This window comes from Streptomyces sp. NPDC059917, from assembly GCF_042730635.1.
Taxonomy (GTDB): Bacteria; Actinomycetota; Actinomycetes; order Streptomycetales; family Streptomycetaceae; genus Streptomyces.
The window spans coordinates 56,336-70,940 of record NZ_JBHWLC010000037.1 but is presented as its reverse complement, the minus strand read 5'-3'; the positions used below and the strand labels follow the sequence as shown (position 1 = coordinate 70,940).

The 14,605-nt window shown below is 71.4% G+C and carries 13 protein-coding genes and 1 riboswitch; of the genes, 11 read left to right on the top strand and 2 right to left on the bottom strand.

Annotation, left to right across the window (positions count from 1 at the left end):
- Positions 1 to 87 precede the first annotated feature (87 nt).
- Positions 88 to 1,203: a glycine cleavage system aminomethyltransferase GcvT gene (gcvT, locus tag ACFWAR_RS21970; protein WP_385779587.1), complete on the bottom strand. Its 1,116-nt coding sequence runs from the start codon at positions 1,201 to 1,203 to the stop codon at positions 88 to 90.
- Between the two features lie 164 nt (positions 1,204 to 1,367).
- Positions 1,368 to 1,468, bottom strand: a riboswitch (glycine riboswitch).
- Between the two features lie 204 nt (positions 1,469 to 1,672).
- On the opposite strand from gcvT, the gene ACFWAR_RS21965 reads away from it, so the two are divergent.
- The 11 genes from ACFWAR_RS21965 to ACFWAR_RS21915 all read left to right on the top strand — a co-directional run bounded on the left by ACFWAR_RS21965 (position 1,673) and on the right by ACFWAR_RS21915 (position 13,936).
- Positions 1,673 to 2,407 (top strand): AAA family ATPase, encoded by a 735-nt coding sequence (locus ACFWAR_RS21965; RefSeq protein WP_385779624.1) that lies wholly within the window; start codon positions 1,673 to 1,675, stop codon positions 2,405 to 2,407.
- A 91-nt stretch (positions 2,408 to 2,498) separates the two neighbouring features.
- Entirely contained in the window at positions 2,499 to 3,233 is a 735-nt protein-coding gene (locus ACFWAR_RS21960; protein WP_385779585.1) for an enhanced serine sensitivity protein SseB, read from the top strand.
- Between the two features lie 85 nt (positions 3,234 to 3,318).
- Positions 3,319 to 4,059: an enhanced serine sensitivity protein SseB C-terminal domain-containing protein gene (locus ACFWAR_RS21955; protein ID WP_354379993.1), complete on the top strand. Its 741-nt coding sequence runs from the start codon at positions 3,319 to 3,321 to the stop codon at positions 4,057 to 4,059.
- Positions 4,060 to 4,635: 576 nt separating this feature from the next.
- The gene (locus ACFWAR_RS21950; RefSeq protein WP_385779583.1) at positions 4,636 to 5,628 is read left to right on the top strand and encodes an ABC transporter permease; all 993 of its coding nucleotides are present in this window, start codon (positions 4,636 to 4,638) and stop codon (positions 5,626 to 5,628) included.
- A gap of 25 nt (positions 5,629 to 5,653) precedes the next feature.
- Entirely contained in the window at positions 5,654 to 7,444 is a 1,791-nt protein-coding gene (locus ACFWAR_RS21945) for an ABC transporter substrate-binding protein (RefSeq protein ID WP_385779581.1), read from the top strand.
- A 117-nt stretch (positions 7,445 to 7,561) separates the two neighbouring features.
- Positions 7,562 to 8,563, top strand: a complete 1,002-nt coding sequence (locus ACFWAR_RS21940; RefSeq protein WP_385779579.1) for an ABC transporter permease — start codon at positions 7,562 to 7,564, stop codon at positions 8,561 to 8,563.
- Between the two features lie 26 nt (positions 8,564 to 8,589).
- Entirely contained in the window at positions 8,590 to 9,654 is a 1,065-nt protein-coding gene (locus ACFWAR_RS21935; protein ID WP_385779622.1) for an ABC transporter ATP-binding protein, read from the top strand.
- Between the two features lie 14 nt (positions 9,655 to 9,668).
- Complete coding sequence (locus ACFWAR_RS21930; RefSeq protein WP_385779620.1) at positions 9,669 to 10,736, top strand: ABC transporter ATP-binding protein; 1,068 nt, start codon at positions 9,669 to 9,671, stop codon at positions 10,734 to 10,736.
- A 212-nt stretch (positions 10,737 to 10,948) separates the two neighbouring features.
- Positions 10,949 to 11,605 (top strand): trimeric intracellular cation channel family protein, encoded by a 657-nt coding sequence (locus ACFWAR_RS21925; RefSeq protein ID WP_385779577.1) that lies wholly within the window; start codon positions 10,949 to 10,951, stop codon positions 11,603 to 11,605.
- A 54-nt stretch (positions 11,606 to 11,659) separates the two neighbouring features.
- Positions 11,660 to 12,520, top strand: a complete 861-nt coding sequence (locus ACFWAR_RS21920) for a thioesterase family protein (RefSeq protein ID WP_385779575.1) — start codon at positions 11,660 to 11,662, stop codon at positions 12,518 to 12,520.
- Between the two features lie 252 nt (positions 12,521 to 12,772).
- Positions 12,773 to 13,936: a cysteine desulfurase family protein gene (locus ACFWAR_RS21915; protein WP_385779573.1), complete on the top strand. Its 1,164-nt coding sequence runs from the start codon at positions 12,773 to 12,775 to the stop codon at positions 13,934 to 13,936.
- A 21-nt stretch (positions 13,937 to 13,957) separates the two neighbouring features.
- Here the strand turns inward: ACFWAR_RS21915 and ACFWAR_RS21910 are convergent, their stop codons facing one another.
- Positions 13,958 to 14,584, bottom strand: a complete 627-nt coding sequence (locus ACFWAR_RS21910; protein WP_385779571.1) for an N-acetylmuramoyl-L-alanine amidase — start codon at positions 14,582 to 14,584, stop codon at positions 13,958 to 13,960.
- Positions 14,585 to 14,605: the final 21 nt, after the last annotated feature.

The following is a 14,605-nucleotide window of genomic DNA, read 5'->3' as shown; positions in this document are numbered from 1 at the left end:
GGGTGTGACGAGGTACGGCGCCCGGTGCGGGGCGCGCCGTGACGTCCGTCGTGGTGCGCGGAGCGGGCTTCCCGATGGGGGGAAGCGTCACTTCTGACGCTTGTAGAACGGCAGGGCCACGACCTCGTACGGCTCATGCGTACCGCGAATGTCCACGCCGACGCCGGAGGTGCCCGGTGCGGCGTGCGACGCGTCGACGTACGCCATCGCGATCGGCTTGCCCAGCGTCGGGGACGGGGCGCCCGAGGTGACCTCGCCGATGACCTGGCCGTCGGCCACGACCGGGAACCCGGCGCGCGGGACGCGGCGGCCCTCGGCGATCAGACCGACGAGCTTGCGCGGGGCGGCGGAGGCGGCGCGCTCGGCGGCGGCCTCCAGGGCGGCGCGGCCGACGAAGTCGCCCTCCTTCTCGAACTTCACGACCCGGCCCAGACCCGCGTCGAACGGGGTCAGCGCGGTCGTCAGCTCGTGCCCGTACAGCGGCATGCCCGCCTCCAGGCGCAGCGTGTCGCGGCAGGACAGGCCGCAGGGGATCAGGCCGACGCCCTCGCCCGCCTTGGTCAGCGCCTGCCACAGCTCCACGGCGTGCTCGGGGGAGACGAACAGCTCGAAGCCGTCCTCGCCGGTGTAGCCGGTGCGCGCGATCAGCGCGGGCACCCCGGCCACCGTGCCGGGCAGACCGGCGTAGTACTTCAGCCCGTCGAGGTCGGCGTCGGTGAGCGACTTCAGGATGTCGGGGGACTCCGGCCCCTGGACCGCGAGCAGGGCGTACGCGTCGCGGTCGTCGCGGACCTCGGCGTCGAAGCCGGCGGCGCGCTCGGTGATCGCGTCCAGGACGACCTGGGCGTTGGAGGCGTTCGCGACGACCATGTACTCGGTCTCGCCGAGGCGGTAGACGATCAGGTCGTCCAGGATGCCGCCGTCCTCGCGACAGATGTGCGTGTAGCGGGCGCGGCCGACTCCGACGGTGGAGATGTTGCCGACCAGGGCGAAGTCGAGGACCTTGACGGCCTCGGGGCCGGTCAGCGTGATCTCGCCCATGTGGGAGAGGTCGAAGAGGCCGGCCCGGGTGCGCACGGCGTTGTGCTCGTCGCGCTCGCTGCCGTAGCGCAGCGGCATGTCCCAGCCCGCGAAGTCGGTCATCGTCGCACCGAGGGAACGGTGCAGCGCGTCAAGGGCGGTCAGGCGGGGGGCAGTGCTCATGGGTGTGGCTCCCAGGTCCCGGAACATCGACAGGGCATGACATGACGAGGAGGATCCTCCCCATCTGTCATCGGAACCTGAGAGGTTCGCCGAGAGTTCCTCGACTTGCACCTTGGGTGGAGCGCACCGGCCGGAAGGCGGTACGGCTCGCTTTTCAGATCTGCCTCATCCACGCGGTACGGGGCCTGAGAGATTCAAGGGAGGGTCTTGCTCCTTCGGCGCCCGGGGTGCGGAGCAGCTCCCGGGACTCTCCCGCGCGGATTCGAGCGGCCTTTATGCAGTTGGGTCCAGATGGCGCACATCATTGCACGGCCCGGCCGCGAATGGGCGTGCGGGTCCCGGATGTGACCCGCGCCCCGGCCCGGGCCGCCGCTCCGGCGCGATGACCCGACCGGAACCATGTCCGCCGCATTACCGTCTCTTTACACTCAGGGGGCAAGGGTCCTGGTGACCCGATCCGGGGGAGGCGATCACTGTGCGCAGAATCGGCGCGGCAGCGGGGACGACGGCAGGAGCGGCGGCCGGGACGGTGGCGGGAGCGGGTGCGCCGGTGGGCGCCGTACCGGTCCAACCGGGGCGCCGGCCACGAGGCGCGGCCGCCGCCCCCGCGGCCGCCGTGCGGGACCTGCGCGGCCGGGGCGGCGCGAGCCGCGGCCCGGCCCGCCTCGGCTTCGCCGAGGGCGACATCGTCGTCGTGTCCGGCCTGCCCGGCGGCGGCAAGAGCACCCTCATCAAGCGGGCCGTCGCGGGCGGCGGGATCGACTCCCAGGACGCCCGCGAGCGCTGGGAGCGCCGGATGCCCCGGGCCCTGCCGTACGCCGCCTACCGCCCGCTGGTGCGCGCCGCGCACTACTGGGGGCTGTGGCGGGTGCTGCGCTCGGGGGGCTCCGCCGTCGTCCACGACTGCGGCACGCAGACCTGGGTACGGGCGCTGCTGGCCGGGGCCGCCCGCCGCCGCGGCCGGGCCCTGCACCTGGTGCTGCTCGACGCCACCGCCGAGGAGGCGCTGGCCGGGCAGGCGGCCCGGGGGCGCGGGGTGTCGACGTACGCCTTCGCCCGGCACCGCGGCGCGGTCACCCGGCTGCTGCGCGAGGCCGAGGCGGGCCGGCTGCCGGCGGGCTGCGCCTCCGCCGTCCTGCTCGACCGGGCGGCCGCGGCCGCAGTGACCCGGATCGGCTTCGGCTCCGGGCCCGGGACGCATTAGCCTCACCGGTGACAGGGCCCACGGGCCGCCGGTCCGCGGACCGGCGCCGCGGCGGCCTTCGCGACCGTACGCACACGGGGAGAACACGGGCATGCAGGGCAGTGGCTGGCCGGCCAACGAACTCGAAGCGGTCCTGGGCACGGCGATGGGGGACCCGCAGGCCGGACCGCGGATCCTGGAGACGCTGGCCCGCAGTCACGTCTGGGTACCGCTGCCCGCCGGCGGCGGCCCCGACGCGGGGAGCCTGACCCTGGCGACCATGGACATCGGCGGCGAGGCCTACGCGCCCGTCTACAGCTCCGAGGCGCAGTTCCTCGCCTGCGTGGGCACGGGCATGGACTTCGTCGTCGCGCCCGCCGTCGAGTTCGCCCGCGGCCTGCCCCCGCAGCTCGGCATCGCCGTGAACCCCGAGGGCGCCGTCGGCGTCCCGCTGCCGCCGCCCGCCGTGGCGCTGCTCTGCCGGGCCGGCCGCAGCGAGCTGGACGGCCCGGCCACGGGCGGCCGGGTCCGGCTGTACGAGCCGGACTGGCAGGAGGACCCCGTGGACTTCCTGGCCGCCGCCGGCGAGGAGTTCCGGGCCAGCGCGGTGGTCGCCGCCGCCCACCGCTGCCTGGCCAGCGTCGAGGGCGCGGCCCCGCAGCTGTACATCGGTGTCCGCCTGCTGGGATGGGAACCGGAGCACCGCAACGCCCCGATGGACGCCCTGGGACGGGCCCTGGGACGGGTCCGACCGCCCTGGCCGGTGCAGTTGATCCTGCTCGACGCGGTCGAGGACCCGGTGGCCGATTGGATCCGTGAGCGCGTGCGCCCGTTCTACCTGCCGTAGTCGCGCTTAAGCTGTTCGCATTGCCCGGCCGCACGCGTGGCCCGGGGGTACGCGTGGACGACGGGCGGACGAAGAGGGGTACCGGGTGAGTGCGTCAGGCACGGCCGCGGCCGGGCAGGTCGAGCACATGCTGCGCCAGGTGACACCCGGGCGCTACGACAGCTACGAGCAGCTGCTCCACGGGCTGGCCGAGGGCCGGCTGTGGATGCTGCTGTGGCAGGGGCAGTCCGGCTCGCCGGACGCCCAGTACGGGGGCATGGAGGTGGAGGGGCTCGGCTACGCGCCCTGCGTGACCTCCCCGCAGGAGCTGGCCGCGAGCGGCTGGAACCGCGGCTACGAGGTGGTGACCGGGCGCGACGTCGCCCGCGCCCTCTACCCGGACCGCTGGGGGCTGTGGCTCAATCCGCACGCCCAGGGCGGCGGCCTCGGCATTCCCTGGGCCGACCTGCGCCGGATCGCCACGGGCCTGGACCGGATGCCCGCCGGGCCGCTGCGGCTGTCCGAGCCCTCGATCGAACTCCCGCAGTTCTACGGGCTGCTCACCCAGCACGCCCACCGCACGCCCGCCGTGCGCTCGCTGCGGCGCGCCTGGGTCCAGCCGGTGCTCGGCTCGCCCTACCTCGCCGTGGGCCTCGACCTCTACGACGCCTCCGTGCCCGCGCTGGAGTCGGTGCGCGAGATGATGCGCCAGTCCGTGGGGGCCGTGCCCGAGGGGGTGCCGGTGTGCACGGTCGCGCTCGCGGACGAGCACGATCCCGTCGCGATGTGGCTGCGCGCCCAGGCGCGGCCGTTCTACGACCGCGAGGGTCAGGCGCCGGCGTACTGACCACCTGCTGAGACCGCCGTATCAGGCCGCATGGAACCCGCTTCCGTGCGGCCTTTGCGTTGTCCGGATTTGCCCCGTCGCCCGTGTCCAAATAGCACACGAGAAGCGAGAGTTGGCCCGGATGTCCGATTCCGTACCGAACGGACGGTCTTGCTCCGCTGAGGGGCCAGCGAAGTCCGGATAGCGGGTCACGGGTCCGCACATCACGGTTGCGCATCCATTCATCTGCGGGTCTGGCGGGTGATCGAGGGCCCCATGAAGACTCCCCACCCAAGAGCCGATCAGTCCTGCTGTTACCCGGCTCGGCATCTGTATTTCACTCTGCACTTCACCTTGCACTTCCAGCGGTTCCTGCACCTCACGCACCACGCAGCACGCGCCACCGAAGACAACGCACTGAAGCAAACGCAGTCCCCGCAGTACGCGCAGTTCCCGCAGTTCCGTGCACTCCCGTGCACCGCACGGTCACACCCGGGCGCACCGTCCCACGCACTCCGAGCGCCACTCCGCACCAACGCCGCCACAGCGGCGGGCATGGGCCGACCCACCCGTCGGCCGAGAGGGGTCCCCACCACGATGACGGCACCACTGCATGACACGAGCGCGGAAACGCCCGCTCCCGTGTCCGTAGCCGACGTCCCAGCCAAGGCCATCGAAGGCCGCTCACCCGGCCGCATCGCCTGGATGCGGCTCAAGCGCGACAAGGTCGCGCTCACGGGCGGCATCGTCGTGCTCCTCCTGATCCTGGTGGCGGTGTTCGCGCCGCAGATCGTGAGCCTGCTGGGCCACCCGCCCAACGAGTTCCACGAGGACCTGATCGACCCGAACCTGGGCACGCCGATCGGCTCCTACGGCGGAATGAGTTCCGACTTCCTGCTCGGCGTCGAACCCACCAACGGACGCGACGTGTTCAGCCGGATCGTCTACGGCGCCCGCATCTCCCTGACCGTCGCCTTCCTGGCGGCCATCGTCTCCGTCGTCATCGGCAGCCTGCTGGGCACGCTGGCGGGCTTCCTCGGTGGCTGGGTCGACGGAGTCATCAGCCGCGTCATGGACCTGCTGCTGGCCTTCCCGCAGCTGCTCTTCACCATCGCCCTGGTGTCCGTGGTCCCCAACTCCCTCTGGGGGTTCGAGGGTTCGGGCGTCCGGATGGGCGTCCTGGTCCTGGTGATCGGCTTCTTCGGCTGGCCGTACATCGGCCGGATCGTGCGCGGCCAGACGATCTCGCTGCGCGAGCGCGAGTACGTGGAGGCCGCCCGCAGCCTCGGCGCGGGGCGGGCGTACATCCTGTTCAAGGAGCTGCTGCCGAACCTGGTGGCGCCGATCCTCGTCTACTCGACGCTGATCATCCCGACCAACATCCTGACGGAAGCGGCCCTGAGCTTCCTCGGAGCGGGCGTCAAACCGCCCACCGCGTCCTGGGGAAAGATGCTCTCCGACGCGGTCCCCATCTACCAGTTCGACCCCATGTACATGGTGGTCCCCGGTGTGACGATCTTCATCACCGTCCTGGCGTTCAACCTCTTCGGGGACGGTCTGCGCGATGCGCTCGACCCCAAGGGCAACTGATCCGAGTCCCTCGACTCATCCACTCATGTCATCCACTCATGGAGGTTGGACAAACGTGATCCGCAGAAAGCAGGCAATCGCGATCACCGCCGTGGTCGCAGCCCTGTCGCTGACCGCCGCGTGCGGTGGCAAGGGCGATGACGGTGCGAAGGACAAGGCCTCCACCGGAGCCGCCTTCGACGCCGCGACCAAGGGCGTGGTCAACGCTTCCGACAAGAAGGGCGGCGAGCTCAAGCTCTGGTCGCCCCAGGACGTCGACTACCTCGACCCGGCGCGCGCCTACTACGGCTTCGTCTGGAACATCCAGCGCCTGTACATCCGCCAGCTGCTGGCCTACGACAGCAAGCCGGGCAAGGACGGCACCAAGCTGGTCCCGGACCTCGCCGAGGCCCTGCCGGTGCTCAGCAACGACGGCAAGACCTACACGCTGAAGCTCAAGGACGGCGTGAAGTTCGAGGACGGCACGCCGATCACCTCGAAGGACATCAAGTACGGCGTCGAGCGCGTCTTCGCGCAGGACGTCCTCTCCGGTGGTCCGACGTACCTGATCGACCAGCTGGACCAGGGCCAGAAGTACCCCGGCCCGTACAAGGACAGCGACCCGAACAAGATGGGTCTCAAGTCCGTCCAGACGCCGGACGACAAGACGATCGTCTTCAACCTGGCGAGCGCCAACTCGGACTTCAGCTACCTGCTGGCCATGCCGTCCTCCTCGCCGGTCCCGGTCGGCAAGGACGAGGGCGCCAAGTACACCAACAAGCCGGTCTCCACCGGCCCGTACAAGGTCGAGTCCTTCACCGCGGGCAAGGGCGCCACGTTCGTCCGCAACGAGAACTGGGACCCGAAGACCGACACGATCCGCAAGGCGCTGCCGGACAAGGTCTCCTTCACGGTCACCACCAACCCGGACGACATGGACCAGCGTCTGCTGAGCGGCGACATCGACCTCGCCGTCGACGGCACCGGCGTCCAGCAGGCCGCGAAGAACAAGATCCTGCAGAGCCCGGACCTGAAGAAGAACGCGGACAACCCCTTCACGGGCTACATCCGCTACATGGCCTTCCCGCAGACGGTCGCGCCGTTCGACAACATCGAGTGCCGCAAGGCCGTCATCTACGCGGCCGACCCGAAGTCCCTGCAGACCGCCCGCGGCGGCCCGACCAGCGGTGACCTCGGCGCGAACATGCTGCCGCCCGGCATCCCCGGCTCCGACAAGTCCTACGACCCGTGGGGCCTGACCGCCGGCGCCCCGCAGGTCGACAAGGCCAAGGCCGCGCTCGCCGCCTGCGGCCAGCCCAACGGCTTCAAGACCACCATCGCGGTGCGCAACAACCGCGCCCCCGAGGTCAAGACCGCCGAGTCGCTCCAGGCCGCGCTCAAGGCCATCAACATCGACGCGACGATCGACCAGTACGACGGCAAGCTCTCCTCCTCCACGATCGGTTCGCCCGAGAACGTGAAGAAGAAGAACTACGGCATCATCGTCATGGGCTGGGGTGCCGACTTCAACAGCGGCGCCGGCTTCCTGCAGCCGCTGGTGGACGGCTCGTTCATCCTGCCGAACGGCAACAACAACTACACGATGCTGAACGACCCCGAGGTCAACGGGCTGTTCAAGAAGGCCGCCTCCGCCGCCACGCCGGAAGAGGCCGCGCCCTTCTACACCGACATCAACAAGAAGATCATGGAGAAGGCGCTCTACCTTCCCATCAACTTCGACAAGGCCCTCGTCTACCACAACCCGCGGCTGACGAACGTCTACTTCAACGACTCCATGGGCCGCATCGACCTCGCCACCCTCGGCGTCGTCAAGTAACAGTCGGCACGTGCCTTCACCGCACATGCGCTAGTCCGAAGGGCAGGTGAAGGCCGTTAGGCGGTGGCTGCCGTCCCCACAAGGGGCGGCGGCCACCCGCCGGAGCGGCCGACTGCAGTGCTCGTCTACCTCATCAGGCGGCTTTTCAACGTCGTCGCCACTCTGCTGGTGGTCTCCGTGGTCACCTTTGGCATCTTCTTCGCGGTGCCGAAGATCACCGGGTCCGACCCGGCGCTCATGTACGCCGGCCGCGAGACCAACGAAACCGCCTTGGCGGGCATCCGCGTGAAGATGGGCTTCGACAAGCCCATTTCCGAGCAGTACTTGCTCTTCCTCAAGGGAGTCGTGGCCGGTCGCGACTACGACTCCGGCGTCGAGCAGACGCACTGCCCCGCCCCCTGCTTCGGCTACTCCTTCAAGAGCGAGGCCCCCGTCTGGGAGCTGATGACCAGCCGCATGCCGGTCACCCTCTCGCTCGCCTCGGGAGCCGCCGTCATCTGGGTGCTCGCGGGCGTGGCCACCGGCGTGGTCTCGGCGCTCAAACGCCGAACGGCCATCGACCGAACGGTCATGGTCGGTGCGCTCGCCGGCGTCTCGCTCCCCATCTTCTTCACCGGCATGGTCGCCCCGGCCGTCCTCGTCTACGGCCTCGGCTGGCTGGACGTCTCCAACTACCGCCCCATCACCGAGGATCCGGCGGCCTGGCTCAACAGCATGATCCTGCCCTGGATCACCCTGGCCTTCCTCTTCGCCGCCACCTACGCCCGCATCACCCGCGCCACGATGCTGGAGGTGATGGGCGAGGACTACATCCGTACCGCCCGGGCCAAGGGCCTCACCGAGAGCGTGGTCATCCGCAAGCACGCCCTGCGCTCCACGCTCACCCCGATCGTCACGATGTTCGGCCTCGACCTCGGCGGACTCCTCGGTGGCGCGGTACTGACCGAGACGACCTTCAACTTCCAAGGTCTGGGAACGGCGGCCGTCGCCGCCATCGGCCAGGGCGACCTCCCCGTGATCATGGGGATCACCCTGCTCGCCGCGCTCTTCGTGGTGATGGCCAACCTGATCGTGGACATGCTGTACGCCGTCATCGACCCGCGCGTGAGGCTGACGTGACCGAGACCCCTTCGACCCCTTCCCTCGTGCCCGAGCAGGCGGGTCCCTCGGATCCCGCCCGTGCCTTCCTCTCGGTGCGCGACCTCAAGGTCCACTTCCCGACCGACGACGGCCTGGTCAAGTCCGTCGACGGACTCTCCTTCGATCTGGAGCGCGGCAAGACGCTCGGCATCGTCGGCGAGTCCGGCTCGGGCAAGTCGGTGACCTCGCTGGCCATCATGGGCCTGCACCGCACCGGCAACACCCGCAGCCGCCCGCACATCTCCGGCGAGGTGGTGCTGGACGGCGAGGACCTGGTCCGGGCCGACGCCGACGACGTGCGCAGGCTCCGCGGCCAGAAGATGGCGATGGTCTTCCAGGACCCGCTGTCCGCGATGCACCCGTACTACTCGGTCGGCAAGCAGATCATCGAGGCCTACCGGACCCACCAGGACGTCGACAAGAAGGCGGCCCGCACGCGGGCCATCGAGATGCTCGACCGGGTCGGGATCCCCGAGCCGCACCAGCGGGTGGACTCCTACCCGCACGAGTTCTCCGGCGGCATGCGCCAGCGCGCGATGATCGCGATGGCCCTGGTCAACAACCCCGAACTGCTCATCGCGGACGAGCCGACGACCGCCCTCGACGTCACCGTCCAGGCGCAGATCCTCGACCTGATCCGCGACCTGCAGAAGGAGTTCGGCTCGGCCGTCATCATGATCACGCACGACCTGGGCGTGGTCGCCGAGATGGCCGACGAGATCCTCGTGATGTACGGCGGCCGCTGCGTCGAGCGCGGCAGCGCGGAGCAGGTCTTCTACGAGCCCCGGCACCCGTACACCTGGGGCCTGCTCGGCTCCATGCCGCGCATCGACCGCGACCAGACCGAGCGGCTGATCCCGGTCAAGGGCTCGCCGCCCAGCCTGATCAACATCCCGAGCGGCTGCGCCTTCCACCCGCGCTGCCCGTTCGCCGACGTGCCCAAGGGCGGCGTCACCCGCACCCAGCGGCCCGAGCTGGCCCTGACCAGTGCCGGACACTGGTCCGCCTGCCACATGTCGCAGGAGGACCGGACCCGGATCTGGACCGAAGAGATTGCGCCGAAGCTGTGACCGATACGACGGACGTGAAGAAGACGGCGGAGCAGGCGGCGGACCGGACCGCGGACGGCGCCGGCACCGCCGAGGAGCCCCTGCTCAAGGTCACCGGCCTCGTCAAGCACTTCCCCATCCACAAGGGGCTGCTGCGCCGCCAGGCCGGGGCCGTGAAGGCCGTCGACGGCATCGACTTCGACGTCCGCCGCGGTGAGACGCTCGGCATCGTCGGCGAGTCCGGCTGCGGCAAGTCGACCATGGGCCGGCTGATCACCCGGCTGCTCGAACCGACCGGTGGCACGGTGGAGTTCGAGGGCAAGGACATCACCCACCTCGGCGTGGGGGCGATGCGGCCGCTGCGCCGCGACGTCCAGATGATCTTCCAGGACCCGTACGGCTCGCTGAACCCGCGCCACACGGTCGGCACCATCGTCGGCGCCCCCTTCAAGCTCCAGGGCGTCAACCCCGAGGGCGGGCTCAAGGCGGAGGTCCAGCGGCTGCTGTCGCTGGTGGGCCTGAACCCCGAGCACTACAACCGCTACCCGCACGAGTTCTCCGGCGGCCAGCGTCAGCGCATCGGCATCGCGCGGGCCCTGGCGCTGAAGCCGAAGCTGGTCGTCGCGGACGAGCCGGTCTCGGCGCTGGACGTCTCGATCCAGGCCCAGGTGGTGAACCTGCTGGACGACCTCCAGGAGGAGCTGGGCCTCACCTACGTGATCATCGCCCACGACCTGTCGGTCATCCGGCACGTCTCGGACCGGATCGCGGTGATGTACCTGGGCAAGATCGTGGAGTTGACGGACCGCGACTCCCTGTACGCGAGCCCCATGCACCCGTACACCAAGGCGCTCCTGTCGGCCGTGCCGGTCCCCGACCCGCGCCGCCGGGGCGTCAAGAGCGGGCGCATCCTGCTCAAGGGCGACGTCCCCTCGCCGATCTCCCCTCCGAGCGGCTGCCGCTTCCACACGCGGTGCTGGAAGGCGACGGAGATCTGCGGCAAGCAGGAACCGCCCCTGGTGGCCCTGAAGCCGGGCCACGAGGTCGCCTGCCACCACCCGGAGAACGCGGACACCCCGGCCACGGCCGAAGCCTCCGTCTAGCCGGAAGCGCGCCCGGGCACCACCCCCCGGGCGCGCACTCCAGCCCGTCGGGCGTGCGTTTTCAGCCCCTCCGGGCCCGCAGTCCAGCCCGCCGGGCGTGCGTTTTCAGCCCCTCCGGCGTTTGAGGAGCGGGGTCCGGGGCGGAGCCCCGGCAGTGACCCGCGCACGCACGATGGCGCGGCCCGCCGCCAGGCGCCCGGCACAATGTCCCGGTGCCCCACGATCTCTTCCCGCCCGGCGTCCAGCATGCCCTGGACCTCGCGGGCATCTTCGTCTTCGCCACCGCGGGCGCGCTGCTCGCGGTCCGCAAGAACTTCGACGTCTTCGGCATCGCCGTCCTCGCCCTCGTCACCGCCCTCGGCGGCGGACTCCTGCGCGACCTGGTGATCGGCGCCGTTCCCCCGGCTGCCTTCGGCGAGCTGAGCTTCTTCGTCACCCCGCTGGTCGCCGCCGCCCTGGTGTTCTTCCTGCACCCCGAGGTGCAGCGGATCAACCGGGCCATCAACGTCTTCGACGCGGCGGGCCTCGGGCTCTTCTGCGTGACGGGCACGACGAAGGCGTACGAGTACGGCCTCGGGCTGACCGCCTCGGCCGCGCTGGGCCTGGCCACGGCCGTCGGCGGGGGCGTGCTGCGCGACGTCCTGGTCAACGAGGTGCCGTCGCTGCTGCGCGACCGCGAGATGTACGCCGTGCCCGCGATCATCGGCGCCGCGATGGTGGCCGTGTTCATCGCCTTCGGCATGCTCAACGCCGTGACCAGTGGCGTCGCGATCGTGACCACCTTCGTCCTGCGGCTGCTGGCGATGCGCTACCACTGGCGGGCGCCGCTGGCCTGGAACCGGCGCTCCTCGGTCCCGGAGGAGCCGTAATCGCCCGGACGGGAAAAGCTACCGCTTAGTAGCTACTGGAGGTAACCTCGTCCCATGTCTCAAGCAGCAGCCCTGGCCGCCATCGGCGACAGCGAATTCGACCGCGACACCGCCGTCACCGAGCGCGCGGACGAGCCCGGTGTGTACGACGCGGAACTCTCCGGCGGATGGACGATCATCACCGCCGTCAACGGCGGGTACCTGCTCGCCCTGGTCGGCCGGGCCCTGTCGGCGGCCCTGCCGCACCCGGACCCCTTCACGGTGTCCGCCCACTACCTGACCTCGTCGGTTCCCGGCCCCGCCGTGATCCGCACCCAGGTGGTCCGGGCGGGGCGCGCGATGTCCACGGGCCAGGCCTCGCTGTTCCAGTACGACGAGAACGGCGCCGAGGTCGAGCGGATCCGCGTCCTCGCGTCCTACGGCGACCTCGCCGCGCTGCCCGACGACGTCCGTACGACGGCCACGCCGCCGGTGATGCCGCCCTACGCCGACTGCCTGGGCGCCGAGGCGGGCCCGGCCCCGATCCCCGGCAGCTCGGCCATCGTCGACCGCCTCCGGTTGCGACTGGATCCGGCCACGGCGGGCTGGGCGGTGGGCGCGCCGTCCGGCAAGGGCGAGATGCGGGCCTGGTTCGAGCTCGCCGACGGGCGCGACGCGGACGCGCTGTCCCTGCTGCTCGTCGTCGACGCGCTCCCGCCGACCTCCTTCGACCTGGGCCTCATCGGCTGGACCCCGACCCTGGAACTCACCACCCACGTCCGCCGCCGACCCGCGCCGGGTCCGCTGCGGGTCTCGATCACCACGCGCAACCTGGCCGGCGGCATGCTGGAGGAGGACGCGGAGGTCTGGGACTCCACGAACCACCTGGTGGCCCAGTCCCGCCAACTGGCCCGAGCCCCCCGCCCCACCCCCTGACCCCTCCACCCCGCCCGCCCCTCCGGCACCCGCCCCCTTCCAGCCCGCCCGACGCTTGAGGACCCGCCGGAGGCCGGGCCGGCGCTCCGGCACCCGACCTCTTCCAGCCCGTCCGGCGTTTGAGGACCCGCCGGAGGCCGAGCCGACCGGCACCCATCCACGGGCCCCGACACCCCGTCCGGCCAGGACCCCCGTCCGCTGGCTGGATGCCCGGTTCGGCCCCGCCCCGGGGACTCGTAGAATCGGGGAATCATGGCCTACCTCGACCACGCCGCCACCACGCCGATGCTGCCGGAGGCCGCTACGGCGATGACCGCGCAGTTCGCCGCGACGGGCAACGCATCCTCCCTGCACGCCGCCGGCCGCCGGGCCCGCCGTACCGTCGAGGAGGCCCGCGAAGCCTTCGCCGAGGCACTCGGCGCGCGTCCGAGCGAGGTGGTCTTCACCGCCGGCGGCACCGAGGCCGACAACCTCGCCGTCAAGGGCCTGTACTGGGCCCGCCGCGACGCCGACCCGGCCCGCACCCGGATCCTCGCCAGCCCCGTGGAGCACCACGCCGTCCTCGACGCCGTGCACTGGCTCGGCGAGCACGAGGGCGCCCGCGTCGAGTACCTCCCGGTCGACGGCCACGGCCGCGTCCACCCCGAGGCCTTCCGCGAGGCCATCGCCCGCAACCCGGACGACATCGCCCTCGCCACCGTCATGTGGGCCAACAACGAGATCGGCACCGTCATGCCGGTCCACGAACTCGCCCGCACCGCCCGCGAGTTCGGCGTCCCGCTGCACTCCGACGCCGTCCAGGCCATCGGCCAGCTCGACGTCGGCTTCGCCGACAGCGGCCTCGCCGCCATGGCGGTGAGCGGCCACAAGATCGGCGGCCCCTACGGCATCGGCGCGCTGCTCCTCGGCCGCGACCAGAGCCCCGTACCCGTCCTGCACGGCGGCGGCCAGGAACGGCACGTCCGCTCCGGGACCCTCGACGTGCCCGCCATCGCCGCCTTCGCCGTGGCCGCCGTACTGGCCACCGAACGCCGCGAGGTCTTCGCCCGCGAGGTCGGCGCCCTGCGCGACGAGCTGGTCGCCGCCGTCCGCGCCGCCGTGCCGGACGCGATCCTCGGTGGCGACCCGGACGACCGCCTCCCGGCCAACGCCCACTTCAGCTTCCCCGGATGCGAAGGCGATTCCCTGCTCCTCCTCCTGGACGCCCAGGGCATCGAGTGCTCCACCGGCTCCGCCTGCACCGCGGGCGTCGCCCAGCCGAGCCACGTGCTGCTGGCCACCGGCACGGACCCGGACCTGGCCCGCGGCACCCTGCGCTTCTCCCTCGGGCACACCTCCACCAAGGAGGACGTCGCCGCCGTGGCCGCCGCCATCGGCCCGGCGGTGGAGCGCGCCCGCACCGCCGGTCTCAGCTGAGGCGGACGCGGGGCGGTCCGCTCAGCGCAGCAGCTCGCCCACCAGGCGCAGGTAGCGGTCCCAGTCCCAGTGCTGCCCGGGGTCCGTGTGGTCGGCGCCGGGCACCTCGGAGTGCCCGAGCAGGTGCTTGCGGTCGGCGGGTATCCCGTACCGGCGGCAGATGTCGGCGGCCAGCCGCGCGGAGGCGGCGTACAGCGCGTCCGTGAAGTCCTGCGGGCGCGTGACGAAGCCCTCGTGCTCGATGCCGATGCTGCGCTCGTTCATGGAGCGGTTGCCCGCGTGGAAGGCGACGTCGAGCTCGCGGACCATCTGCTCCACGTGCCCGTCCTGGCGGACTATGTAGTGCGCGGACGCCTTGTGCCACGGATTCTGGAAGGCCTCCACCGACGAGGCGAAGTCGCCCTGGGTCACATGGATCACGATCCGGTCGACGCGGTAGTCGTCCGGCCGGTCGGCCAGCCGCCAGTTCGCCGGGGAGGCCGCCGACCAGCTCGCGCCCGCGTGATCCAGCGCACCCTCCTGGCGCGGCTTGCGCACCCCCGGCAGCAGCCACCAGCCCCGCGCGATGCTGTCCCGGCCCGCCACCGCACCGGCCGCGACCACCCCGAGCCCCCCGATCAAAAAAGCCCGGCGCCCCCTGGAACCCATCCGAACCACCCCCCGCACCCG

Bases quoted from the DNA above. Each gene is read 5' to 3' on its own strand.
- ACFWAR_RS21910 (WP_385779571.1), bottom strand. From the start codon at position 14,584: ATGGGTTCCAGGGGGCGCCGGGCTTTTTTGATCGGGGGGCTCGGGGTG.
- ACFWAR_RS21945 (WP_385779581.1), top strand. From the start codon at position 5,654: ATGTCATCCACTCATGGAGGTTGGACAAACGTGATCCGCAGAAAGCAG.
- ACFWAR_RS21915 (WP_385779573.1), top strand. From the start codon at position 12,773: ATGGCCTACCTCGACCACGCCGCCACCACGCCGATGCTGCCGGAGGCC.
- gcvT (WP_385779587.1), bottom strand. From the start codon at position 1,203: ATGAGCACTGCCCCCCGCCTGACCGCCCTTGACGCGCTGCACCGTTCC.
- ACFWAR_RS21950 (WP_385779583.1), top strand. From the start codon at position 4,636: ATGACGGCACCACTGCATGACACGAGCGCGGAAACGCCCGCTCCCGTG.
- ACFWAR_RS21960 (WP_385779585.1), top strand. From the start codon at position 2,499: ATGCAGGGCAGTGGCTGGCCGGCCAACGAACTCGAAGCGGTCCTGGGC.
- ACFWAR_RS21920 (WP_385779575.1), top strand. From the start codon at position 11,660: ATGTCTCAAGCAGCAGCCCTGGCCGCCATCGGCGACAGCGAATTCGAC.